The sequence below is a fragment of the Ruegeria sp. CE6 genome, from assembly GCF_056537485.1.
Map to the genome: position 1 here is coordinate 40396 of NZ_JBQFRR010000003.1, position 21982 is coordinate 62377.

At 57.1% G+C, this 21982-nt stretch carries 25 protein-coding genes; 14 read left to right on the forward strand and 11 right to left on the reverse strand.

The genetic code is table 11. The annotated features are described in order from the left end of the window. Positions 1-55 precede the first annotated feature (55 nt). From ACR0DK_RS14085 to ACR0DK_RS14105, 5 genes are read left to right on the forward strand one after another with little or no spacing between them, the layout of a single operon-like run. Positions 56-1987 (forward strand): AAA family ATPase, encoded by a 1932-nt coding sequence (locus ACR0DK_RS14085; protein WP_480736688.1) that lies wholly within the window; start codon positions 56-58, stop codon positions 1985-1987. Positions 1988-2043: 56 nt separating this feature from the next. Then, positions 2044-2748, forward strand: coding sequence for a hypothetical protein (locus ACR0DK_RS14090; protein ID WP_480736691.1), 705 nt, complete (start codon positions 2044-2046; stop codon positions 2746-2748). After that, a complete protein-coding gene (locus ACR0DK_RS14095; RefSeq protein ID WP_480736693.1) occupies positions 2745-4082 on the forward strand; it encodes a DUF6638 family protein in 1338 nt (445 codons plus the stop codon). The genes ACR0DK_RS14090 and ACR0DK_RS14095 overlap by 4 nt, the downstream gene beginning before the upstream one ends. Before the next feature lies 1 nt (position 4083). Next, on the forward strand, positions 4084-4350 hold the full coding sequence (locus tag ACR0DK_RS14100; protein ID WP_480736695.1) for a hypothetical protein: 267 nt from the start codon (positions 4084-4086) through the stop codon (positions 4348-4350). Between the two features lie 10 nt (positions 4351-4360). Then, a complete protein-coding gene (locus ACR0DK_RS14105) occupies positions 4361-5005 on the forward strand; it encodes a DUF1523 family protein (protein ID WP_170395244.1) in 645 nt (214 codons plus the stop codon). 38 nt (positions 5006-5043) lie between these two features. On the opposite strand, the gene ACR0DK_RS14110 is transcribed toward ACR0DK_RS14105, so the two are convergent. The 6 genes from ACR0DK_RS14110 to ACR0DK_RS14135 all read right to left on the reverse strand — a co-directional run bounded on the left by ACR0DK_RS14110 (position 5044) and on the right by ACR0DK_RS14135 (position 12272). Further along, positions 5044-6138 carry a flagellar basal body P-ring protein FlgI gene (locus ACR0DK_RS14110; RefSeq protein ID WP_480736697.1) on the reverse strand — a complete coding sequence of 365 codons (1095 nt, stop codon included), beginning with the start codon at positions 6136-6138 and terminating at the stop codon, positions 5044-5046. Next, positions 6135-7142, reverse strand: a complete 1008-nt coding sequence (locus ACR0DK_RS14115; protein ID WP_480736699.1) for a flagellin — start codon at positions 7140-7142, stop codon at positions 6135-6137. The genes ACR0DK_RS14110 and ACR0DK_RS14115 overlap by 4 nt, the downstream gene beginning before the upstream one ends. A 2-nt stretch (positions 7143-7144) precedes the next feature. Next, positions 7145-8596, reverse strand: a complete 1452-nt coding sequence (gene flgK / locus ACR0DK_RS14120) for a flagellar hook-associated protein FlgK (protein WP_480736702.1) — start codon at positions 8594-8596, stop codon at positions 7145-7147. A gap of 33 nt (positions 8597-8629) precedes the next feature. Continuing rightward, entirely contained in the window at positions 8630-9925 is a 1296-nt protein-coding gene (locus tag ACR0DK_RS14125; RefSeq protein WP_255611994.1) for a flagellar hook protein FlgE, read from the reverse strand. A 98-nt stretch (positions 9926-10023) separates the two neighbouring features. Beyond that, positions 10024-10863, reverse strand: coding sequence for a flagellar motor protein MotB (locus ACR0DK_RS14130; protein ID WP_480736704.1), 840 nt, complete (start codon positions 10861-10863; stop codon positions 10024-10026). An 83-nt stretch (positions 10864-10946) separates the two neighbouring features. Further along, a complete protein-coding gene (locus tag ACR0DK_RS14135) occupies positions 10947-12272 on the reverse strand; it encodes a FliI/YscN family ATPase (RefSeq protein ID WP_480737092.1) in 1326 nt (441 codons plus the stop codon). A gap of 107 nt (positions 12273-12379) precedes the next feature. Here ACR0DK_RS14135 and ACR0DK_RS14140 point away from each other — a divergent pair, with 107 nt between their 5' ends. The 9 genes from ACR0DK_RS14140 to ACR0DK_RS14180 are packed head-to-tail and all read left to right on the forward strand — an operon-like array spanning position 12380 to position 16910. After that, positions 12380-12766, forward strand: coding sequence for a FlgB family protein (locus tag ACR0DK_RS14140; RefSeq protein WP_170567490.1), 387 nt, complete (start codon positions 12380-12382; stop codon positions 12764-12766). 11 nt (positions 12767-12777) lie between these two features. Then, on the forward strand, positions 12778-13164 hold the full coding sequence (gene flgC, locus ACR0DK_RS14145) for a flagellar basal body rod protein FlgC (RefSeq protein ID WP_170395265.1): 387 nt from the start codon (positions 12778-12780) through the stop codon (positions 13162-13164). Positions 13165-13176: 12 nt separating this feature from the next. Further along, complete coding sequence (gene fliE, locus ACR0DK_RS14150; RefSeq protein WP_170408685.1) at positions 13177-13467, forward strand: flagellar hook-basal body complex protein FliE; 291 nt, start codon at positions 13177-13179, stop codon at positions 13465-13467. Between the two features lie 3 nt (positions 13468-13470). Continuing rightward, complete coding sequence (locus ACR0DK_RS14155) at positions 13471-13743, forward strand: flagellar biosynthetic protein FliQ (RefSeq protein ID WP_170395271.1); 273 nt, start codon at positions 13471-13473, stop codon at positions 13741-13743. Beyond that, positions 13743-14453 carry a flagellar hook-basal body complex protein gene (locus ACR0DK_RS14160; protein WP_480736707.1) on the forward strand — a complete coding sequence of 237 codons (711 nt, stop codon included), beginning with the start codon at positions 13743-13745 and terminating at the stop codon, positions 14451-14453. The genes ACR0DK_RS14155 and ACR0DK_RS14160 overlap by 1 nt, the downstream gene beginning before the upstream one ends. Positions 14454-14474: 21 nt before the next feature. Beyond that, a complete protein-coding gene (flgG, locus tag ACR0DK_RS14165; RefSeq protein WP_170395277.1) occupies positions 14475-15260 on the forward strand; it encodes a flagellar basal-body rod protein FlgG in 786 nt (261 codons plus the stop codon). After that, positions 15260-15673: a flagellar basal body P-ring formation chaperone FlgA gene (gene flgA, locus ACR0DK_RS14170; RefSeq protein ID WP_170734156.1), complete on the forward strand. Its 414-nt coding sequence runs from the start codon at positions 15260-15262 to the stop codon at positions 15671-15673. Before flgG ends, flgA begins: the two co-directional genes overlap by 1 nt. Further along, complete coding sequence (gene flgH, locus ACR0DK_RS14175; RefSeq protein WP_170395282.1) at positions 15673-16404, forward strand: flagellar basal body L-ring protein FlgH; 732 nt, start codon at positions 15673-15675, stop codon at positions 16402-16404. The genes flgA and flgH overlap by 1 nt, the downstream gene beginning before the upstream one ends. 11 nt (positions 16405-16415) lie before the next feature. Further along, positions 16416-16910 carry a flagellar basal body-associated FliL family protein gene (locus ACR0DK_RS14180; protein WP_170408681.1) on the forward strand — a complete coding sequence of 165 codons (495 nt, stop codon included), beginning with the start codon at positions 16416-16418 and terminating at the stop codon, positions 16908-16910. A gap of 11 nt (positions 16911-16921) precedes the next feature. Here the strand turns inward: ACR0DK_RS14180 and ACR0DK_RS14185 are convergent, their stop codons facing one another. From ACR0DK_RS14185 to ACR0DK_RS14205, 5 genes are read right to left on the reverse strand one after another with little or no spacing between them, the layout of a single operon-like run. Continuing rightward, positions 16922-17281: a hypothetical protein gene (locus tag ACR0DK_RS14185; protein ID WP_480736710.1), complete on the reverse strand. Its 360-nt coding sequence runs from the start codon at positions 17279-17281 to the stop codon at positions 16922-16924. Positions 17282-17304: 23 nt separating this feature from the next. After that, complete coding sequence (gene flhB / locus ACR0DK_RS14190) at positions 17305-18390, reverse strand: flagellar type III secretion system protein FlhB (protein ID WP_480736712.1); 1086 nt, start codon at positions 18388-18390, stop codon at positions 17305-17307. Further along, positions 18387-19160 carry a flagellar biosynthetic protein FliR gene (locus ACR0DK_RS14195; RefSeq protein ID WP_170664349.1) on the reverse strand — a complete coding sequence of 258 codons (774 nt, stop codon included), beginning with the start codon at positions 19158-19160 and terminating at the stop codon, positions 18387-18389. The genes flhB and ACR0DK_RS14195 overlap by 4 nt, the downstream gene beginning before the upstream one ends. Continuing rightward, the gene (gene flhA, locus ACR0DK_RS14200) at positions 19157-21244 is read right to left on the reverse strand and encodes a flagellar biosynthesis protein FlhA (protein WP_170515397.1); all 2088 of its coding nucleotides are present in this window, start codon (positions 21242-21244) and stop codon (positions 19157-19159) included. Before flhA ends, ACR0DK_RS14195 begins: the two co-directional genes overlap by 4 nt. Before the next feature lie 9 nt (positions 21245-21253). After that, positions 21254-21922, reverse strand: a complete 669-nt coding sequence (locus ACR0DK_RS14205) for a transglycosylase SLT domain-containing protein (protein ID WP_223117450.1) — start codon at positions 21920-21922, stop codon at positions 21254-21256. Positions 21923-21982: the final 60 nt, after the last annotated feature.

Below are 21982 nucleotides of genomic sequence, written 5' to 3' on the forward strand. Positions count from 1 at the left end.
TTTCGCCTTCGGCGAGAGTATTTTTGAAAAAGATGAATCAAGGGCGGTTTTTAAGATGAGTTTGACGTCAGATCAGATGGAATTGCGCGAGGCGGATATTCGCAAGCATTACCCGGCAGCGACCGCCTTGCTGAATGGGTTCGAACACGCGCCGCGGATTGCCAAGGCGGTGGAGACGTCGACGGAACGGTCGCCGGGGGTGTCGACCGGACGGAGGTTTCGGTCCACCACGCCGGGTTTGGTGACACGGCGCACAGTGCGCGCAGACGGGGTGCATTTGGTCGAACGGATCGAGGCCTCGGATGATGGCGATGCGCTGGTCTCGCCACCGCAGGCCACAACGCAGCAGGCAATCCGCCGTGCGGTTGCCATCGCTCTGGCGGTGAGCGAGGCCTACGCCGAACAGACACCGTTGGCAGACTTGAAACGCGCGAACCTTGCGGGCGATTTGCCCGCCGCGCGGAAGACCGAATTCTCGGAACTGCTGACTGCCGAGGCTCTGATCACCTCGCACACCTTCGGCAATGCGCTGGCGTACTTGATGTCCTCGCATCTGGGAGAGACCACTGTCGATATTGGTGAGATCGAAGAGGTCCTGACCGACAACGGCCAACTCGCCTTGCACGGCGCGCTGTGGGAGTTGGACCAGACCATTGCCAAACACGCCCCCGATGATGCCCACCTGATCGCGGCCACCAGCGCCTATGCCGAGCAATTGATGGAGAAAGCCGCCCTGCGCGCGCAATCGGCCGGCCATCTAGCCCCGTTCCAGAATGCCGCGTGGCATATCGAGGCCGATGACCTGACGATCCGAGGGTTTGAACCGGCCTCCAAGGCCAAATCCACCACTCTGACCATGACGTTCAAGAAACCGAACGAGGTGGTGGGCAACCATATCGCCAAGTATCAGGCCATGAAGCTGGCCAAGATGGTCATGGCCTATGACTTCGACCGCCGCCTGAACCCGTTCGCCGAGCTTGGCGGGTTCATCTTCACCTTCATGGGTGACGGTAAACCGGGCACCGGTAAAACCACGCTGATCCAGATGATGGCCGGGCTGATCAACGACTATTGCCAGAACGCGGGCTATCCGTTCCGCTACCAGAACCTGAGCACCGACAACATCGACAGCTATCAGGGCAAATCCGGCCAGAACGCGAAGGCCTTCATCAACACGATCATCGACCCCTCGGTCATCGGTTTCGGCACGATCGACGATATCGACCAGCTTGCGGGCAAACGCGGCGATCGGCAGTCGTCAGCCGGACAGTTGGAAATCACGGCCGTGCTGATGGAGAGCTTTGCAGGCGCCAACACTGTCGTGCGCGGCAACTGCACCTTTGGCATGTTCTCGAACTACCCAGAGAATGTGGACGACGCTCTGCGCCAGCGGGCGGGCGCGCGGTTCCTGGTGGACGGGCCGCAAACGCGTGAGGACTACATCGACATCCTGCACCTGCTGATGGGCCGCAACCACGACATTCCGCTGGGTGAACACGAAGCCTATGCCGCGCAGGAAATCAAAAAGGCCGTCGCCGCCAGTTTCGAAAGCCACTCCCGCCCGCATGAGGACGCCTTGCTGCAGGTCTATGACCGGGTCTCCGGCGAGATTGGCCAGATGGACACGATCGCCAAGCTGGGCACTTACCTCAAGGCGATCCAGCAGGTGGATGAGCGGTTTACCGGCCGTGCGATCAAGAACATCACCGATGCGGTCAAGGTCCGCGCGATGGATTTCGAACTGCCCGACGAGTGGATGGAAAACCCCGACTTGTTCCTGTTCCGCGACTACGACACAAAGAAGGTCATGATCGAGGACCTGCGCCAGTCGATCACGGTTGAGATGGTGATCCAAGAGATCAACCGATATGCCGACAGCGAGTTCCGCTATGCCGACAAGAGCGACGAGGTCGCCATCGAAGACGCCGTCCGAGAGATGGGCCGGATGGAAGAGGCCAAGCGGCGGTATTTGGAGGGGAAAGGGTGAGCGAAGGTCCATTACATTTCAATGAATTTCGACTAACAAAATCCGACCTTAGTTGGATGACCAGAGAAGAGGTGGCCGTTCTTGGTACTCTTTCTTTTATCTGTAACGAACTAAATGTTTTTTCGCGATTCCTGAGACTCACTGAGCAGCAGGTTGACGACATTGGCCCGGTAAAGTTTGCGGCTGATTTGCAATACCATGTGGTTCTTAGAACCTTAACTTCAAAGGCATTTGAGGCTCATGATTTCCTCGAACAAGTAAGTAAGAAAGCTAAATCGACAGATTCTGAGATTTTTGGTTTATTTCAAAATAAAGAGAAAGAAATCAAAGAATTAAAGCTGTCTGACGGTCACTCTAAGAATCAAAACATAAGAAACGAAATAAGCTTTCACTACAAATTAAAAACAGCCAAAAAGAATGCCGATAAGCTACCGGAAGACGCGGATGCGTCAGTATACCTAACCCCTCTAGACTGTAATTCGTATAGCGTTTTGGGAGAACAACTGATGTTCGTGGAGCGCTTGAAGCGATTTTCTGATGGGGACAAGAAATTCGAAGATCCAGAAAAGCTTGGGAAGAGTTGGTTAGAGTGGTCTTCACAAGTCGTTTTTCTGATCATGAAACTACAATCGGAATTGATTGGTTTCGTACTGAACAAAGTGGGAAAGGTGGCGAGAGAGACAAGTTACTTCGTAGAACCTAAATTCATTGTAGTTGATAGCGACGCGGTGATGCCTGTATTTTTTCGGAGCGACGAATGATCCGCCTCATCGAAAAAGGCCTGATGTTCGGCAATCTCGTACACATCTCCAGCCCGGCTCTGGTCGAGCGGTATAACCGCGCGCTGCAGCATCTGGCGGGCAAGACCACGGCTCTGACGGATTTTCATGTCGATATCTCGGGCTATTCGCCGGAGGTGGGGATTGAGCTGGAGGACGAGCTTTACCTCAACCCCAACGGGGTCAACCGGCAGTTCATCTTGCTGACGACCGAGCAGAAACGCGCGCCTCTGTTGAACGTCAAATTCTCGACCTCGCGCGATATTCTGCGCGAATTCATCGAGATGAACGAGGCACAGTTGTTTGCCTTGACCGCCACCGATGCGGTGGCCGGAGAGCTGGTGAACTCGGTCATCAAACTCACCACGCCCCGCGATCTGCTGAACCTGCGCAAGATCGAGATCGAGGCAGACACCGCAGGCGGCACTCTGCGCAAAGCGCAACAACTGGCGGGCATGGTCGAACGCTTCAAAACCGAAGAGGACGCTTGGTTCGACGATGTGCTGATCGCCAAGATGATCGAAACCGCCAAAGAAACTGGCGACGTAACGCGCAATCCGGTGCGCCTGCGCCATACCGCTTTCGAGCAGCGCAACTTCTGGACGGCACACTTTGGCGGGCTCTACCTGTTCCCGGATATGGATCACCCGGCGGCGATTTGCATGGGCGAAAAGCCCGACGATATGCCGATCAAATACATTTTTGACCCGTCGCAGCGAAACCAGATTGCCAAGTTTCTCGACTACAACGATCTGGTTGAATCTATCGTTAAGGCGCGCGGCGTGGATGCTGCCGCGATCCTGCAACAGAAAATGGACTTTCTGACCATTGCTGCGGCTGCTGACGCAGATGTTGATCTGAGCGGGTTGGATCGCAGCGATATGCGACGACTGGCCCGCAACCACGCGGATCGCCTGCCCGAGGCGTACCACGGCCTCGCACAATTGCTGCGCTGGGCGACCGATGGCGGGCGCTGGCCACGCATCACCTCGGATCATCCCGCTTATTTCTACACATTTCGCGCAGCCGATACGCCGAGCCGCGATCTGGTGAATATGCTGTTGACCGAATTGGCTCCGCTAGATCCGCGGCAGATGTTCATCTGCCACAAGGAATTGTTTTATAGTACTTACAGGACCTGGCCCGAGACCAAGAAAGCCTATGTTGCCGACTTCCTTGCCCGCGAGTATCAGGTGGACAAGGCTGGTGCGCGGGCGGCTCTATTTGGTCATGAACCGGATATGTCAGGCAATGATCGGGTCAGCGAAACAGTGATCGCACGAGTCGGCCCTTGGGGCGCGGTCAGGAGAGATTAAGATGTTCGGAGCGATGCGCCTGTTTCTGATCCTGCTGGTGATCCAGATGATTGCCTATTTCGCGCTGTCCTTTTATTCGCGAGGAGTTAGGCGGCGAAAGTTGGAGACGTGGTGGGACGAAAAGGGCAAAACCGGTAACAAAGAAGCGTTTGTTGCGCGAGGTTTGCACGTCTACGACAACTCATTCCGGCGCAAACTGATTTTGGGTGTCTATATTGTACCTTGGGTGGCGATTGGCGCGCTGATCTACATCGTGAATTACATGTGAGGGTTAAGGCATGGCCTATGTGAAATGGGCGTTCATTATCATCTTCTGGGGCACGATCGCCGTGATCTTGCAGTATTCCCTACCGCAGCACGATGTGGTGCGGATCGTCAACACCTACGAGGAACGTCAGGACCTGACGGACTGGACGCGAATCTTCTGGTCCGAGCCTGAAGATCAATCCACCAGCCTGTCAAACCGCGATGTACAGTTCATTCAGGCCGTACGCGCCAACGGGAAGCCGATTGTCTATCGCAACGAAGACACCGGTTGGGGCTGGCCGCCTTATTTCAAGTTCGACACTGCGAACCTTTACACCGAGGCCAACGATGCCAAGTCGACCAAAGATAACCCCGATTGGGTGGTCGTAACGCACTACGGCTGGCGGAATGAATTCATGTCGATTTTTCCCAACGCAATTTTCATCCGGCATGTCGAGGGGCCGGATGTCCGCATCATCCCGTGGTTCAATATCGTCTTCCTGACTGTGTTTGCTGCGCTGGTTTGGGCCATCTGGGTTCGATGGCGGCGGTTTCGGCAAAAGAAGATCGATCCTGTTTTGGAGAACATGGAAGATGGTCTTTACGCCGCTGGTGATGCAATAGATGAAAAGCGCAAGGGCTTTCGCCGCTGGCTGGACAGTTGGAAATCCAAGTAAAACCGTACACCAAAAGGCGCACGCTGTGGTCTGACTGCTCATCTCACGATGAACTCAGCATGAAGCGCCCCGGCAGCTTTGATGGTTTTCAGGATGTCGATCATATCGCGTGGCGACACGCCCAAGGCGTTCAACCCGGCGACCACTTCGGACAAGGTGGTTGCCTCGGGGATTTCTGCAAGCCCCGTTCCTTCTTCCTCTTCGATCCCAGCGTAGGTGCGCGGAACAACGACTGTTTCGCCTCGCGCAAACGGATTTGGCTGAACAGCAATCGGGGCTTCCTCGACCGTGAGGGTCAAGTTGCCCTGCGATACCGCGACGCGTGAAATCCTGACGTCCCGACCCATAACAATTGTGCCGGATCTCTGATCCACCACGACGCGGGCCTTGCTTTCGGGTTCGACCAGTATGTTTTCAATACGTCCAATCGCATGCGCGGTTGATACGGCCCGCGTCGCCTCAATGCTCAACTCCACAGTGCCGGAATCGCGCATTAGTGCGACGGCGCGGTTGAATTCCTTATTGATGGCGGCCTCAATGCGGCTTGCGGTCGTGAAATCCGGTTCTCTCAGCGCCAGTCTGAATTGAGTCAAATCAGCAAGCTGAAAATCGATCTCGCGCTCTACACGCGCGCCCGAGGGTATGACGCCCGATGTCGGCACCCCGCTTACAACCGACGCTGCTTCGCCTTCAACCGCAGCGCCTCCGGCTAGCACTGTCCCTTGCGCCACGGCATAAATCTGACCATCTGCTGCATTCAGGGGTGTCATGATCAATGTCCCCCCAAGAAGTCCTTTGGAATCTCCGATGGCAGAGACGGTGACGTCAATCTGACCGCCGACGCGCGCGAAGGGTGGTAGGGTGGCGGTGACCAAAACGGCGGCGACGTTTTTGGGGCGAAAATCTTCGCCATTCACGTTTACGCCCAGCCGTTCGAGAATGTTGGACATAATCTCTTCGGTGAACGGAGAATTGCGCAAGCCGTCGCCGGTGCCATTCAGGCCAACCACAAGGCCGTAGCCAACCAGATCATTGCCGCGGACACCGTCGAAATCCACCAGATCTTTCAGGCGTATGGCCCCCGCATTGGCAATGCAGGGTAAGGTTATCAAAAGGAATACGAGTATCTTCATCTCAGGAAATTCACCAGTGACAGGTTGGCGTTGCGAACGGTCACGGAATACAGACTCTCCAGTTGGAACTGCACGGTCTGCAACTGTGCCGCAGTCTCATAGGGATCTGCAGCGATCAACGCATTGCGCGCATGCTCAGCGCTGGTCTTTGCGGCGGCGTTGCGCGTTGCGGCTTGCTCCACACGCGCCTCAGCCGCGCCGACCTGGGCGCGCAAATTGACCGTCGCATCCTGTGTATTGGCCAACTCAACACCAAGCTGCGTGAACAATGCGGTTCGTAGATCAGGTGTCCATCCAAGCGCATCATCTGTGGCCAGAGCCGCAACCGCAACATCGCGCAAAGCGTCCTTGAGCGCGGGGTCTGTCGCAGTGATCGGAAGAGTGATCCGCTCGTTCTCGGAAATCTGCATCGGAGCCAAGGTGTCTGTGCCACCTTGATACATCACCGCATCAAATTCGGCGGGGTCGTTGAACCAATCCTCAGCGGCCTGTTGGATATCTGTTAGGGAGGTCAGCCCTGTCAATTCGGCCTGCAGCGCTGTCAATAATGTTTCAGCGGAGGGCAGAGGTGAGACGTCAGTCGACGTTCCGGAATACAGGCTGCGCCCTCCCGCCCGCGTATTCAGGGCTGAGATCATTGTGTCGAGCTCATTTCGTGCCTGAACCGATGCTTGTTCATGTGTCACGGTCTGGTTCGCCGTGCCGAATGATAGCAGCGACGCTGACATCTCGGCGACCGAGCCGCTTAGCGTTGTCAGGCTCACTTGCATTGCGTCCGTGAATAGCCGCGCCTCGGCGGTGGCGATGGAAAGCGCGTCCAACCGTTCCAGGCTGCGATCTAGATCCAGTAGGTGCGAGTAATCACCACCCAGACGGCCCGAGACATCCTGCACCTTGCCGGTGGACATCTCATACGACAGTGTTTCGATTTGTGATTTGATCTCGGCGCTGCGAGTTCTGAGGGTAAGGCCGCGGGCCAGATCCCCGATCGAATTCAGTGTCATGTTCATAACCTCAACAGGGTATCCATCAGTTCATCCACGACAGCGACGATGCGTGCGTTTGCGGCATAGGCTTGCTCGATCTGCATCAAGCGCTGCAGTTCCGCGTCACTGTCAACACCTTGCTCCGCGACGACTTTTTGCATCTCCAGCTGCGCGTTTGCTGCAAAACTGCTGCGCTGGTCAGCTGTGTGTGCGTTTGCCCCGGCTTTGGAAAGCAACGCCTCGGCGATCTCCGCCGCGCGCATCGTGCCTGTCCCAAACCCCACGCTGGGGGCCGGGCGCGAGTCGGTCAGAACGGCCCCAAAAGCTTGCAACTGGCTGGCATCACCCGGCGCACCGGGGGTCAATGCCCCCAGACCCGCGCGTAATCTCCAGCTGTCACCCCCTGCATCCGGGTCGACCACAACATTTAGTGAGATGCGCGACGCAAGACCGGTTTCAGAAACCGGATCAAAGCGGCTGCCGTTATCCGTGAAGACGCCCGGATCGGTCGCGGCAGCGGTCGGGTCCAACCCGGTGGTTTCAAAGCGCTCGATCAGGTCGCGGGCGACGGCGTCCAGATCGGCTTGCGCTTCGACGGTCAGTTCGTCGCGGACCGAGAACTGGGCCATCAATGCGCCGCCTCGGATTTGGGCGAACTCTCCGCTCACGCGAACGGGTCGGCCGTTGATTTCGAGCCCGGACAACAACCCGTTGCCAACGGTCATATGCGGCATGGTATCGCCTGTGGTCGAGAACGAAAACTCGGCCGCGGTTCCTTCCAGCAGGATCAACCCGCCATCGGAATAGAGGGAAATCTGATCATTATCGCGCGCGATCGCGTTGACAGGCACCAACTCGTTGACTTGATCGACCAGAATCTGACGATGATCCAACAGCGCGCCAATATCACCGCCCGAATTGCGGACGGCGGGGATACGAGCATTCAGTTTCTCGATGTCTTTCAGAGTCTGATTCAGCGTATCGACCTGTTTGCCTATCGTGCGATCCGCATCGGATCGCATTTGCCGCACCCCTTCGGACGCTGTATTGAGCGCTGTGCTCAATGTACCGCCTGCACGGGCAGCCTGATCCAGCCGTTGGGCTGAGCCGGGCAGGCTTGCAGCTGTAATCAGAATGCTTTCGAATTGGGCCAGTCTGGCCGAGATCGAAGTGGCATCGTCGGCTGCCCCCAACAGTTTCTCGTAACCTGAATGAAATTGCGCCACGGTTTTGGCTGCCATCAGGTCTGCATCGGTCGCACGGCGGTTTGCGATCTGTACCGGATCCTGGTGTCGGGTGATACCAACGACACGAACGCCATTACCGGAAACTGTGCTGGTCGCCAGTTCAAGCGATCTGCGGGCATATCCCGGGGTCAACGCGTTGGCGATGTTTCCTGAAACCACCGCCGCACCACGGCTGGCTGCGCTTAGTCCGCCCAGAGCGTTGTTCAGTGCTGTCGACATATTCATCGGACGCATCCCTTTCGTTGATCAATCATCATATCAGCGTTTGATATTGGTGGTTTCCTGCAGCATCTCATCCACAGTCTGAATGACCTTGGCGCTTGAGGAGTAGGCCCGCTGGGTCTGGATCATTGAGGTCAACTCGGTGGCGACATCGGTGGTCGATTCCTCGCGTGCAAAAGAAACAAGATCTCCTGTCGGACCTTCACCCGCGTTCCATAAGAAAAAGGTGCCGCTGTCGCGCGAGGGGGCATAGGTCTGACTGTCCAACGCCGTCAGACCGTTTGGATTCGGCACATCGGCCAGTGGAATCTGGAACATCCGGCGGCTGACCCCAGTATCATAGAAAGCATAGACATAGCCGTTCTCATCAACCTGTACGCTTGTCATCGTGCCAACGGCCGAACCATCGCGTGTGATCGAAACCGGGGCAAAGGTATCGGAAAGCTGTGTAATGCCGTCCGCATCGCCGATCTGGCCGATGTTGATCTCCATCGGTCCGCCGGCGACGTTGACGACAACGCTGCCGTTTGCCGGGTCATAGGCACCGCCGGTCACGGCGGTGACGCTGGCTAGTGTACCACCGGCTGTACGGCTATCGGTGAAGGTCAGGGTATATTCTCCGATGACAGCGCCGCCCGAGGCCGAATCGCGCAAGGTCATGGTCCATTCATTGCTGCTGCCGGTTGCAGGAACGGTGGGGACCAATTCGATATCGACGCTTTCAGACTTGCCCAAATTGTCAAAATATTCGACCGACAAGGGCTGCGTGTCACCCGGAGCACCGGCGTCGGTCGCTGTTGCAGGCAGGTTCATCCGCAGGTTCATGGATGTTGTGGGGGCGCCCGAAAGCTGATTGACGCTTAGCTGAATGGGTTCCAGAGCGGCGGGCGTATCCCTCGGGACGCTGGGGATCGAGCCATCTGGATTGGCACGCCAGCCAAGAAGTACAAGGCCGGATTGTGTGACCAGATACCCCTCCTCATTGGTGCGGAATGAGCCTGTCGTGGTCAGCAGCATCTCATTTGAACCTGACGCGATCTGCGAACTAGGACGGACAGGCAGCATGCCTCTACCGCGCACGGCCAGATCGGTTGAATTGTTGGTGGTTACCAACGATCCGCGCTGATCTATCAGGCGTTGGCTGGTGGTTCTGACCCCGCCTGCCGAATAGCTGCCGCCCTGACCAGACGTGACCATGGAGTGAAAGTCGGTCTCGACCCTTTTATAGCCAAATGTCGATGAATTGGCGATGTTGTCGGAGATCGTGGCCAGCCTGTTGGCGTTGGCCTTCAACGCTGCCACACCGGCATTCAGCGAAGAGGATATGGTCATCGGTACGCCCTTTTGTTGCGTCATTCGTTGATGCAACACGTACCGCACTGGCCCTTAACAGCCGGCTAACAGCTAAAATGCTGTCTATCCTTTACCCCTTAAGGGTTGCGTAAAAAGATGATCTCAATCCGATTATTGCGTATCGCCATGGGGTTTTTATCCGAAAGCTCTCGGTCCGCGTGCCCAGTCACGCGGTCCAACCGCTGTGGCTGGATGCCTTTGTTCTGCAGCAGTTGGCGGGTGCTTTGCGCCCGCGCGGTCGACAGATCCCAGACCGGGTTATTCGCCAACACGACGGGCACAGACCGCACATGCCCTTCGACCGCGATTGCGTTTGTCACCAGATCAGAAGACCGCGCTACCAAAAGTGTCAGCGCGCGCATCATTTGGGTTGGCGTGTCTGTCCCCGATTCGAACAACGGTTGATCCTCAGTGGCGAACAGCTCGACCACCAGCCCTTCGTCGGTGACGCGGGTCACGATGTGCTTGCGCATCTTATCGGACACCAGGCTTTCCCCAGCGCGCCCCAGCAACTGCGCCTCGAGCGACGAGAAATCTTCGAACGCACCCTTACCGCCGCCTTTCGCATCCACGCCGGTTGATCCGCGCGCCTGTTTCGCCTCGGTGGGGTTCCGATTGCTGGCACCTGATCCATCCATAACCATGGTTTTTTCCGAAAACATGTTGTCACCGCCGAAGGCACCATCGCCACCGCCCGAGACCGGATTGACCGGTATCGTGGGCGAAAAATAATCCGCCAGACCCTTGCGTTGCGTCTCGGTCGTTGCATTCAGCAGCCACATCAACATGAAGAACGCCATCATGGCAGTGACAAAGTCCGCATACGCGACCTTCCACGCACCACCGTGGTGAGCATCGCCACCCGATACACGTTTCTTCTTGATGATGATTGGCGCCGCATTGGATTGCGCACCCATCTCCACCACCTTCTATTCACCCGCCTACTGGCCTAGCAGGGCAGGTGTTAAGGTGGGCTTAACACTTAAAACTGTTCTGAATTCTAAGACTGCGACACCGGGTTTACACCAGCGCGCCTTAAAATCAGAGATAATCGATTAAAGCTGTTTTCGATACCATCGGGATCGGCCTTCGCAAAAAAGCTATCTAGCTCTTCGTGGACCCGGACGGCGCGATCCAACAAAGGATCTGTTCCTTCGGCATAGAGACCGGCTTTGATCATCACCTCAGATTGCTCATAACTGCCGACCAGCTTGCGGGTTTCTGTAATCAACTGGTTCTCATCTGCGGTCGCCGCACCTGGTAGGCTGCGTGATACGGATCGGCTGAGGTCAATGGCCGGGAAGCGCCCGCGTTCGGCGATGTCTCGGCTCAGCACGACATGTCCGTCCAAGACGCCGCGCAGAATGTCCGCAATGGGCTCGTCCATGTCAGAACCCGCGACAAGAACACTGAAGACTGCGGTGATGTCACCTTGATCGGCAGTTCCGGGACCCGCCCGTTCGCACAGGTTTGCAATCAGCGGCGTGACCGATGGCGGGTAACCACGTAGCGATGGGGCCTCACCCATTGCGGCGGCAATCTCGCGGTGCGCTTCGGCAAAGCGGGTAACTGAATCGGCCAGAAACAGAACGTTTAACCCTTGATCCCGCAGGTATTCCGCCACCGACATGGCCGACCATGCGCACCGTCTGCGTATCAGGGCCGATTGATCCGAGGTTGCGGCCACGACGACCGATCGTTTCAGACCTTCGGCACCCAGGGCGTTCTCGACAAACTCATTCACTTCGCGCCCGCGTTCGCCCACCAATGCAACGACCACAGCATCTGCCTGGACGGAGCGGGCAAGCGTCGCCAGAAGTGTTGATTTGCCAACGCCTGAACCAGCGAACAGGCCGATTCGCTGACCTTGGACAATGGGCAGCATCGTGTTGAGGATCGCCAACCCGGTTTCCATACGACCGCCCAGCGGCTTGCGCGATACCGCGGTTGGCGGGGCCTGCATAAGGTCACGTTCAAGCGTGCCAGGCAGCAGGGGCTTGCCGTCCAGAGGTTTGCCAAACGGATCGATCACCTGCCCAAGCCAATGCATTCCGGGCGCAAAGGCAGGCATCTGGTCGAGAGAGACCTGATCCCCCAGGCTTACGCCATCGGGTGCGGAGGCTGGCAGCATATGGATCGCGCCTGATTCGACATGCAGGACCTCGCCCGGCAGGTCCGGGCCTTTTTGTCGGCGCAGCGTCAGATGATCCCCGATCCGGGCTTGGGCGGTCAGACCATCGATTTCAACCACGCCGCGCGCAACACCGGTCACACGCCCGATATGGTGTACCGCCGACATCCTATCGAATTCGCATTTCAGACGCATCGGATCGAGATCGGCCATCGCAGGTCCTCCAAATAGATTTGTTGAAAACGGTTTCTAAAGGAATCGGGGTTAAGCCTTGATTGAAATTGATCGAGGGAGAAGCCCCGATGTTCAATGACCTGAACGTCTTTAAGACTGCGTACGCAATGGCAACCCATGCCGGACAACGGCAAGCGGTTGTCGCGCGCAACATGGCCAACGCGGATACGCCGGGATACAAGCCCCGCGATATTGAAGCCTTCCAGACAGCGTTTGAAAACACGAGCCGAGAGGTCGCGATGACCGCGACTCGGACGGGTCATCTGAATGGTGATGTGCGCGCTCAGCCTTGGGCTGAATTCACGGTCGCGGCTTCGAGCGATCCGAATGGCAATGGTGTTTCATTGGAAGAAGAGATGCTGAAAGCTGTCGAGGTCAAGCGACAACATGACCGGGCATTAGCGATCTACAAGTCTTCAATCGGTGTGCTGCGCACGAGTCTGGGCCGGGCATAGGGGGTTTCACGATGAGCGATTTTTCCTACTCGTTGGACGCGTCGGCCAGCGCACTGCGTGCACAAGCAGCGCGGTTGCGTCATGTGTCCGAGAACATCTCGAACGCCGATACGCCGGGATACCGGCGTAAGACAGTCCCGTTTGAGACAGTCGAACGGGACGGAAAAGAGATGGTTCAGGCGGGGCGCGTCAAACTCGATCGTCGCGACCTGAGCCGAATTTATGATCCTGGCCACCCTATGGCTGATGAGACTGGCCATTACAGAGGATCAAACGTCGATCTGATGATCGAAATAGCAGACGCCCGAGAGGCGCAGCGCAGCTATGAAGCCAACCTCAAGATGTTCGACCAGACCCGGCAGATGTCATCGAGTCTGATGGATCTACTCCGTAAATAAAGGAATACCAGAATGGATGTTCGCTCACTTACCGCCGCGCAGAATTATACGGGGGCGCGCCCTGCAACGCAGGCCGCCCCCGAACATCAGGGGACAGCGCAAGGGCTGCGATCCTCGTTTCAGGATTTCGTGGCGACGCTGAAACAAAGCGAGCAAGTCACGCAATCTTCGATGGTTGGGCAGGCCGACCCGCACGCTTTGGTTCAGGCGCTGGCGCAGACAGAGCTGGCAGTGGAAACGGCTGTGATTGTTCGGAACAAAGTCGTTGAAGCCTATCAGGAAATCTTGCGGATGCCGGTCTGAACGATGCTGAGCGAAGGTCTGTTCTACGACATCGTGCGCCAGGCGCTTTGGGTTGCAGTCATCACGTCGGTTCCGATCCTGGCGGTGGCGCTGATCTCGGGCCTTACAGTTGGTTTGTTTCAGGCCTTGACCTCGGTTCAGGAGATGACCCTGACCTTCGTGCCTAAGCTGATTGCAATCGTGGTCGTGTTCTGGATGTCGATGGGCTTCATGACCCAGACCCTTGTTACGTTTTTTACCGGGACATTGGTCCCGCTTATTGCCGGAGGTCGCTAATGGACACCGCTTATGTCACCTTGTCCCGCCAATCCGGTCTCATGGATGAGATGCGAATGGTGGCCAACAATATCGCCAATGCCAACACGACCGGGTATCGTCAGCAGGGGCTGGTGTTCTCCGAATTCGTCCGGGATATGCCGGGCAATCCTTCACTATCGCTCAGCCGTGCGCAGGTTCGAAACACTTCTCTGCAACAAGGTGTGCTGACCGAGACAGGCGGGGCCTTCGACTTTGCCATCGAAGGGGACGGGTTCTTTATGATCGAAACGCCCGCTGGGAACCGCCTGACGCGTTCCGGCAGTTTCTCACCCAATGCTGAGGGCGATCTGGTGACGATGGACGGGCACCGGGTTCTGGACAGTAATGGCGCGTCGGTCTTTGTCCCGCCCGACGCCGCAACGATCGATGTTGGCAGCGACGGCACGATGAGCGTCGATGGACAACTTCTGAGCCAGATCGGTGTCTACAACGTCGCCGATCCCGAAAACCTGGTGCGCGAAGGAAGCACACATTTCCGTGCAGGCGGGCAGGTGGACCCGGTGGACAAGCCGGTCGTGCTGCATCGGTTCCTCGAAGGATCGAATGTCAATGCCATTGGTCAGGTGACCCGGATGATTGAAATTCAGCGGGCCTACGAGCTCGGGCAGAGTTTTCTTGAGGCCGAAGACGAACGGGTTCGCGGGGCGCTTAAGGCATTGATGCGCTGATTACCGGAAGGAGAATACGACATGCGAGCATTGAAGATCGCGGCTACGGGCATGACCGCACAGCAGATGCGGGTTGAGACAATTTCAAACAACCTCGCGAATATGAATACAACCGGCTACAACACCCGCCGGGCCGAGTTTGCCGATCTGCACTATCAACAGATGGCGCGCGCCGGGGCGGTCAATGCCTCGGATGGAACGGTCCTTCCGACAGGTATTCAGTTGGGGTTGGGCGTGCGCCCTGCCGCCGTCACCGTACAGCTGGAACAGGGCGGGCTTTCGGCAACGGGCAGTGATCTGGATGTCGCCATCGAAGGGCGGGGTTACCTTGAGGTCACCATGCCGAATGGCCAATCCGCCTTTACCCGAGACGGAAGCCTGAAACGTTCGGCCGAAGGTCTGATCGTAACTTCTGATGGCTTTGCCGTTGCCCCTGAAATTACCATTCCAGACGATGCCAGATCGATCTCGATCAATGCGGCGGGTGAGGTCTATGCCTATTTCGATGATACGGCCGAGGGGCAGTTGCTGGGCGAGTTTACGCTGGCCAGCTTCTCGAACGCCAAGGGTCTTGAGGCCATTGGTAGCAACCTCTTCAAGGAAACCGAAGCCTCGGGTGCACCGGTGGTCGGCACCCCGGGCGAAGATGGGCTGGGCACATTGCGGCAGGGTTATCTTGAGGACAGCTCTGTCGATGCGGTGCGCGAGGTCACGGAACTGATCGAAGCGCAGCGTGGCTATGAAATGAACGCCAAAGTTATTTCCGCCGTCGACCAGATGATGGGCGCGACCACGCAGGTCCGGTGATGCGCCTGTTAACCCTCATACTATGCATGATGCCGATGCCAAGCTTGGCCGAGATCGTTGTGCCGACCCGCACGATCCGCGCCAAAGAGGTCATTGTCTCATCCGACCTCGAAATCAAAACCACTGAGGTCAATGGGGCGGTTCGTAGGCCAGAGGATCTTATCGGTCAGGAGGCACGTGTTGCGCTTTATCCAGGTCGGCCAATCCGCCCTGCCGATGTCGGTCCGCCTGCGATCGTGGACCGAAACGATCTGGTGACGCTGGTGTTCGATCACATCGCGCTATCGATCACTGCCGAAGGCCGCGCGTTGGGCCGGGGCGCAGCAGGCGAGCGTATCCGTGTCATGAATCTGGCGTCTCGCACAACAGTAACGGGCGTAATCCGTCCCGATGGACAAATTGAGGTTAAATGATGCCGAGCCTTTCGAAACCCCTGCTATTTGTCGTTCTGAGTGTTGCGGCGTGTGGACGATTGGACCACCTTGGCAAGCCGCCCAGCCTGACACCAAACACGGAATCGCCCGAACATGTTGCCATGCTGTGGCCCGGGCTTCCGCTGCACAGCCAGCCGCAGCGAACGGTCGACCAGTCCTCTTTGTGGAGCGGTGGGCAGCATTCTTTGCTTGGGGATCAGCGCGCGATGAAAAAAGGGGACATTCTAACGGTCGTGATCGAGCTGGATGAAAAGGCCGAAATTTCCAACGATACCAATCGATCGCGCGCGGGGTCGGAAAGCCTTGCAGTGCCGGAACTCTTCGGCTTGCCGCAGCGTGCAGGTGAACGACTACCTGAAGGGGCCTCACTTGATGATGCCGTTTCAATTGACTCGGCTTCGGTCAGCAAAGGGAAGGGATCGGTCAAACGCAAAGAAAAATTGACCTTGCGCGTGGCGGCAACGGTCGTCGACGTGTTGCCAAACGGTGTGCTTTCGATTTCTGGATCGCAAGAACTGCGGGTGAATTTCGAACTTCGGGAACTGCTGGTCTCGGGTTATGTCCGCCCCGAAGATATCTCGCGCCAGAATGAAATCACCTATGACAAGATCGCGTCAGCGCGGGTGTCTTATGGTGGCCGCGGGCAGATCACGGATGTGCAGCAACCACGCTATGGACAACAGATACTTGATACCTTGCTACCTTTCTGAGGGCCGCGCTTATGGGAAAACTACTACCGATCGTTTTTCTGGTTTTCGGCCTGGCTGCCGGTGCGGGCGCCCGGATCCTATTGTCCCCTTCCGGGGAAGCTGAAGATCTTGCGGAGGCTGGGCAAAAACCCAATGAAGACAAGAAAAACAAAACTAAACCCGGCAAAGATGATCAATCAGAAACACATGAGTATCTGAAACTCACCAAACAGTTCGTGGTCCCCGTGGTTTCCGAGGACGAGATATCGGCGCTCGTCACCATGTCCCTCAGCCTTGAGGTGAGGCCGGGGATTGCCGAAGCGTTTTATGAGATCGAGCCAAAATTAAGGGACCGGTTTCTGCAAGTTCTGTTTGATCACGCCAATATCGGCGGGTTTGACGGCGCATTCACGCGGTCAGACAACCTGACGGCATTGCGCAATGCGTTGCTGGAGGTTGCGAGAAAGGATCTGGGCGAAGATGTCTCGCAAGTTCTGATCATGAGTGTCAGCCGACAGGATACCTGAACGGGTTGGGGTTACGAATCCTGAGCCTTAGATTGTCGCACGCGTCGCTTGTGTTCCTGCAGGCGGCGCGACAAATCGGCAACGGCCAGTTTGCGCCCAAATGCCCCACGCAATTCTTCCATTGCCGCAAGCTTTTGTGATCGCAGGCGCGCCAACTCGGTGTTCAGGTTGCGCCGTGTCAAAGATTCCCAGCCGTGCCACAACAGGTCTGCGCCGGTGACCTCATAGCCATCCGACTGTGAACTCGTCGATTTTACTTCGGCTAATTGAGAATCCAGACGCGTCAATTGCTGAAGCAACTGGGCTTCGCGCTGCAACAAAGGGTGCAATTTTTGGTGTTCCCGTTGATAAACAGCTTCGGCGACGGTCAAAAGGTTGCCCATGCGATCTTGCGTCATCCGACCTGACCCTTCGCTCGTTTGCGCATGGCTTCGGCAAACCGAATAGCAGCTGCAACGGGTCGGTAGTATTCTTCGGTAATTTCCTGTCCGATCCCGACGGTCGCGTGCAATGCGCGTGCTGTTGGTGGATCGGAATGAATAGGAATGCCTGCGTCTCCGGCCGTGGCCCTGATTGTTGCCGCGATTTCATCTACCCCTTTGGCGACGCAAACCGGAGCGCTGCCACTTGTTCGCGACCATTTCAGCGCCACCGCATAGTGCGTCGGGTTGACGATCACCACATCGGCCTTGGGCACATCCGCCATCATCTGATTGGTTGCTATGTCCTGCGCGCGTTGGCGACGCTGCTGTTTGACGTGCGGATCACCCTCGGAATCCTTGGTTTCATCCTGAATTTCTTTGCGTGACATTCTGTTTTTGCGAAGGTGTTCGGCATGTTGCCACAGATAGTCGATCACGCCGATCGCCAGCGCGATCATTATGGCGATAAACAGAAATTGGCTTAGTAAGTTCGTCATCAACAGAATTGAGGATCTCGGAGCGGCTGCACTAGCTGTCAGAATCTCTGGCAGGTGGACGTGTAAAAATAGGGTCAGGCATGTTCCATAGATCAACAATTTAACAAAGCTCTTGGCGAATTCGAACAACCCGCCCCGGCCAAACTTGTTCTTTGCGTTTGAGACGATCGAGATGCGTGAACCGCGTGGTTTCAGCTTTTCCGGCGCGAAGATCAGTGCGCGCTGGGCGATCAGGCTGAGCAACACCGCGACTGCCGGAACGATAAACAACGCGGCGATTGGTGCCAGAGTTGATCTCAGAATCCCAGCGACGGTGGATGTCGCGGGTCCGACAGTCAGCAAGCTTGCGAATTGATCTGATTGGTCGATCAAGACCACGAACACAGTCCCCAGGTGCTCTGCCGTGAATTGCCCCGTGAGCAAAAGTGCGACGAGCAGTCCCATGTATGCAGCCACCACCGACAGATCATTGGACTTCGCCACCTCGCCTTTTTTGCGGGCTTTTTCCAGCTTTTGCGGGGTCGCCTCAAATGACTTATCACTGTCGTCTGATGCGCTCATCTCAGCCCTCCCAGAGGGTTTTGGAGAAAGGTGAACAAAGCGTCAGACCAGGTTGCCAGGATCAATGGTGCCCCGGCGAAAAGCAGGAAAAGGCCTGCGAAAGTGATTGCTGGGGCACCGACAAAAGCGACCATGAGCTGCGGCATGGCGCGGTTAATTACGCCCAGTGCGAGGTTGTAGATCAGCGATGCGATGACAAAGGGCATCGCCAGCGCAAAGGCCAGTCCAAAGCTGCGGGCGACTTGCGCAACGCCCCATTGCGACAGATCAGGCGCAGTTGGAAGCGCGCCCATCGGAAACAGCATGTAGCTGTGGATCATGAACTGCGCTGCACGGATATGAAGGCCAAGCAATACCGCCAGCGCCAAGCCGGCCAGCGTCAGCAGATACCCCATCGCCGGGACAGGTTCTGCGGCCGCTCCGCCCAGGATCTGAGACAAGGATGTCGCTTGCGCCGCGATTGAACCTGCAGTTTGTAGTGCAAGGACAAATAGGCGCAACCCGATGCCGAGCATAAGACCGATCAAGACTTCGATGGTGATTAATCCAATCATTTTGTGAAAGCCTGGCATAACACCCGATGCGGGTATGGCGGGAATGACAATCATTGTGAAAGCAACTGCCACGCCCAGTTTGACCCGCACAGGGACGCTGCGTTCACCAAAGGCCGGTAGTAGCGAAACCAATGCGGACACACGAAGAAATACGGCAAACAGATGCCACAGGTTTTGCCCCAGATGTGGCAAAAGCTCTGACGGGACTGAGATCACGCGGGCACCGTTCCGACCAAGGCGGGGCGCGCCTCAAGCCCGATCTCTTCAAAAGACAGGACGGGGTTGGCGACGCCGCGCGCGTGCATAATGGTCCTGAGCAATCTGCGTCGGCGGGTCGTGGTTACGACCGCCGGGAACAACCCGTGATCTGCTGATTTTGCGACGCTATCGACAACTCCATCGGCCAGCTTATTGAACAGGTTGGGCGGTAGTGCCACGTCGATACCTGCGTTCGCGGCGTCGATCTGGTAGGTGGCAAATGTGTCCTCCCATTCCGGCGCGAGTTGGATCAGAGGGATCGAGCCGTCCTCGCGCTTCATGTCGGCAACCAGTTGAAAGCCCAGCCGCTGGCGGACCAGTTCGCAGATCCCTTCGGGCTGGGTGGTGGTCAATCGTGCTTCGGCAACGCTTTCAAGGATCAGCGCCATGTTCCGGATCGAGACCCGCTCGTCTAGCAACAGCCGCAGAACAGCATGCAGTGTGTCGATCGGCACCTTGTCTGGGATCAATTCGTCCAGCATTTTGCGGTTGGCTTCAGCTCGGGTCGGATCGCTGAGCCGCGTCATCTCGGACAGCAGGCGGCGAAGGGATTTCAGGGTCAAAAGGCGCGAGAAATTCTGTTTGATGATCTCAAGCAGATGGGTCGCCAGAATTTCAGGAGGGGTGACGATGGTGGCCCCATTCAGTGCGGCGACCTCCTGGTCCTTGGGCAATATCCAGCGCGCCGGGGCACCGTAGACGGGTTCGGTCACATCGGTGCCATCAGGTAGAAAGTCGTGCCCGTCCTGTACCAGTGCGAGCACGAGTTCAGAATTCAGAACACCACGCGCCTGTTCGACCCCTTGTACTTTGATCACATAAGTTCCGGTCGGAAGATCGGCGCGGTCAGTCAATCGAATTTCGGGCAGGATAAGCCCAAAGCTTGAGGCGACATAGGTCCGCATGTTGGCGATCCGCGCGTCAAGGCCGGTACCGGGATTCAGCACCATGCTGACCAGATCGGGGGCGAATTCTAAGTGAACGTCGTCGAGGTCAAGGATATCACCGATGGCCTGTGAAACCGGAGTGTCAGACTCGGCCTCGGGCGTCTGTGCCTCTGCCTCGCTGGCGTTGCGTTTTCTGAGGCCTGAATAAGCCGCATAGCCCAGTACCCCGGCCCCAAGAATGAACGGTAAGAACGGCAATCCAGGCACCAGGGCGAACAGCACCATCAGAACCGCTACGGTGCCCAACGCCGCCGGGTGGCGTCCAAGCTGCGAGAAGATCGCATTGTCGGTTGCACCCTGCGTACCGCCACGCGCCAACAGCAAGGCGGACGCAATCGAGATGATCACTGCTGGTATCTGCGACACCAACCCGTCCCCAACGGTCAGGATTGCATAGGTTTCGAAGGCGGACGATACCGGCATCCCATGCACGATGACCCCCATGACCAATCCCATCACAAGGTTGAGAAGTGTGATCAGCAACCCGGCAATCGCATCGCCTTTGACGAATTTCGACGCGCCGTCGAGCGAACCGAAAAAGGTGGTCTCCTGCTGCTCGCGCTCGCGTCGTTCTTTGGCTTGCTGGTGATCGATGGCTCCAGCCGACATGTCACTGTCGATGGCCAACTGTTTGCCTGGCATCCCGTCCAGCGCGAACCGGGCACCCACTTCGGCCATGCGGGCCGCACCCTTTGTGATGACCATGAAGTTCACGATCAGCAGAACGCCAAACACCACAAGGCCCAGAAAGATGCTGCCGCCCATGACAAACTGGGCGAAACCTTCGATCACGTCACCAGCGGCGTTGGTGCCGGTGTGCCCCTGACCGATGATCAGCTTGGTTGAGGACACGTTCAGCGACAAGCGCAACATCAGTGAGGCCAGCAAGATCGTCGGGAAGGATGAGAAATCCAGTGGCCGTTCGATGAACAGCGTCAATGTGAAGATCAGTATCGCCAGCGCAAAGGATGCCGCCAGCCCCACGTCCAGTACCCAGGCTGGCATGGGCAGGATCATCATCACGATGACCGCCATCAGCGCCAGCGCCAGCAATATGGTCGGAGAGAACAAGGTGCGGGGATCGATACGGGGCACTATCTGCTCCTAATTGAAAGCGATAAAGGCGGTGGCTGTAGAGGTTTCGGGAACCAGTGATCCCAGCGCGTTCTGGCCGACCGGATGAGCGTTCAGCGGGATGAGCGGACTGGCAGATGCTGTGAATGGATCGCGTTCGTGGGCTGTGCCCGAGCCATCCAGCTGCGCCAGGACGGTCTGAAAACGATCAGAATATGAGGCCGCAAGGTGCTGCGTGCGCGAGTGGTAGGCGCCGGCAGCGGCAGGCCATGATCCAAGCTCCGCATAAAGCTGGGCCAGAAACCGCGCCGCATAGGTTGCGTTTTCATCCGGATCGAACATCGCGTCGATCGAGCGAAAAGCCTTGCCGTGCCAGCGATAGTTGATCTGAAAGCAACCGACGTCAAAGCTGCGTACACCGGATTTGAAGATGTCGAACACGTAAGACTTTGCCTCAACCTCGGAGGCAAACCAATATCCCTGTCCTTCACGATTGACGGTCCATGGCCAGGGTTCCAGTGCTCCGTTTTGCGTGCGGCCTGTTTCTACGCGGGCAATTGCCTTTAGAACATCGAGCGGAACGTCTTCGGCCAGCGCAGCCCGTTGCGCTGCGCGGTCACAAAGAGCTGCCGTTGTCGCCGCGTCTGCGGCCTGCGCCAAAAACATAAGCGCCGCAATCAGGAGGTTTTGAATTGGCATTCTGCCGGTCCGGGATTCTGATCAGTCCGGGCCAAGCTATCCAGTTACCTGTTTACAGAG

What these genes read in the sequence shown, in the direction of transcription:
- ACR0DK_RS14140 (WP_170567490.1), top strand. Translation starts at nt 12,380, where the DNA reads ATGTTCAATGACCTGAACGTCTTTAAGACTGCGTACGCAATGGCAACC.
- ACR0DK_RS14095 (WP_480736693.1), top strand. Translation starts at nt 2,745, where the DNA reads ATGATCCGCCTCATCGAAAAAGGCCTGATGTTCGGCAATCTCGTACAC.
- flgC (WP_170395265.1), top strand. Translation starts at nt 12,778, where the DNA reads ATGAGCGATTTTTCCTACTCGTTGGACGCGTCGGCCAGCGCACTGCGT.
- ACR0DK_RS14085 (WP_480736688.1), top strand. Translation starts at nt 56, where the DNA reads ATGAGTTTGACGTCAGATCAGATGGAATTGCGCGAGGCGGATATTCGC.
- ACR0DK_RS14125 (WP_255611994.1), bottom strand. Translation starts at nt 9,925, where the DNA reads ATGACCATATCCTCTTCGCTGAATGCCGGTGTGGCAGCGTTGAAGGCC.
- ACR0DK_RS14110 (WP_480736697.1), bottom strand. Translation starts at nt 6,138, where the DNA reads ATGAAGATACTCGTATTCCTTTTGATAACCTTACCCTGCATTGCCAAT.
- flgG (WP_170395277.1), top strand. Translation starts at nt 14,475, where the DNA reads ATGCGAGCATTGAAGATCGCGGCTACGGGCATGACCGCACAGCAGATG.
- flgH (WP_170395282.1), top strand. Translation starts at nt 15,673, where the DNA reads ATGCCGAGCCTTTCGAAACCCCTGCTATTTGTCGTTCTGAGTGTTGCG.
- ACR0DK_RS14115 (WP_480736699.1), bottom strand. Translation starts at nt 7,142, where the DNA reads ATGACACTGAATTCGATCGGGGATCTGGCCCGCGGCCTTACCCTCAGA.
- flgK (WP_480736702.1), bottom strand. Translation starts at nt 8,596, where the DNA reads ATGAATATGTCGACAGCACTGAACAACGCTCTGGGCGGACTAAGCGCA.
- flgA (WP_170734156.1), top strand. Translation starts at nt 15,260, where the DNA reads ATGCGCCTGTTAACCCTCATACTATGCATGATGCCGATGCCAAGCTTG.
- ACR0DK_RS14205 (WP_223117450.1), bottom strand. Translation starts at nt 21,922, where the DNA reads ATGCCAATTCAAAACCTCCTGATTGCGGCGCTTATGTTTTTGGCGCAG.
- ACR0DK_RS14135 (WP_480737092.1), bottom strand. Translation starts at nt 12,272, where the DNA reads ATGCGTCTGAAATGCGAATTCGATAGGATGTCGGCGGTACACCATATC.
- ACR0DK_RS14160 (WP_480736707.1), top strand. Translation starts at nt 13,743, where the DNA reads ATGGACACCGCTTATGTCACCTTGTCCCGCCAATCCGGTCTCATGGAT.
- ACR0DK_RS14130 (WP_480736704.1), bottom strand. Translation starts at nt 10,863, where the DNA reads ATGGGTGCGCAATCCAATGCGGCGCCAATCATCATCAAGAAGAAACGT.
- ACR0DK_RS14100 (WP_480736695.1), top strand. Translation starts at nt 4,084, where the DNA reads ATGTTCGGAGCGATGCGCCTGTTTCTGATCCTGCTGGTGATCCAGATG.
- flhB (WP_480736712.1), bottom strand. Translation starts at nt 18,390, where the DNA reads ATGAGCGCATCAGACGACAGTGATAAGTCATTTGAGGCGACCCCGCAA.
- ACR0DK_RS14155 (WP_170395271.1), top strand. Translation starts at nt 13,471, where the DNA reads ATGCTGAGCGAAGGTCTGTTCTACGACATCGTGCGCCAGGCGCTTTGG.
- ACR0DK_RS14180 (WP_170408681.1), top strand. Translation starts at nt 16,416, where the DNA reads ATGGGAAAACTACTACCGATCGTTTTTCTGGTTTTCGGCCTGGCTGCC.
- fliE (WP_170408685.1), top strand. Translation starts at nt 13,177, where the DNA reads ATGGATGTTCGCTCACTTACCGCCGCGCAGAATTATACGGGGGCGCGC.
- ACR0DK_RS14105 (WP_170395244.1), top strand. Translation starts at nt 4,361, where the DNA reads ATGGCCTATGTGAAATGGGCGTTCATTATCATCTTCTGGGGCACGATC.
- ACR0DK_RS14090 (WP_480736691.1), top strand. Translation starts at nt 2,044, where the DNA reads ATGACCAGAGAAGAGGTGGCCGTTCTTGGTACTCTTTCTTTTATCTGT.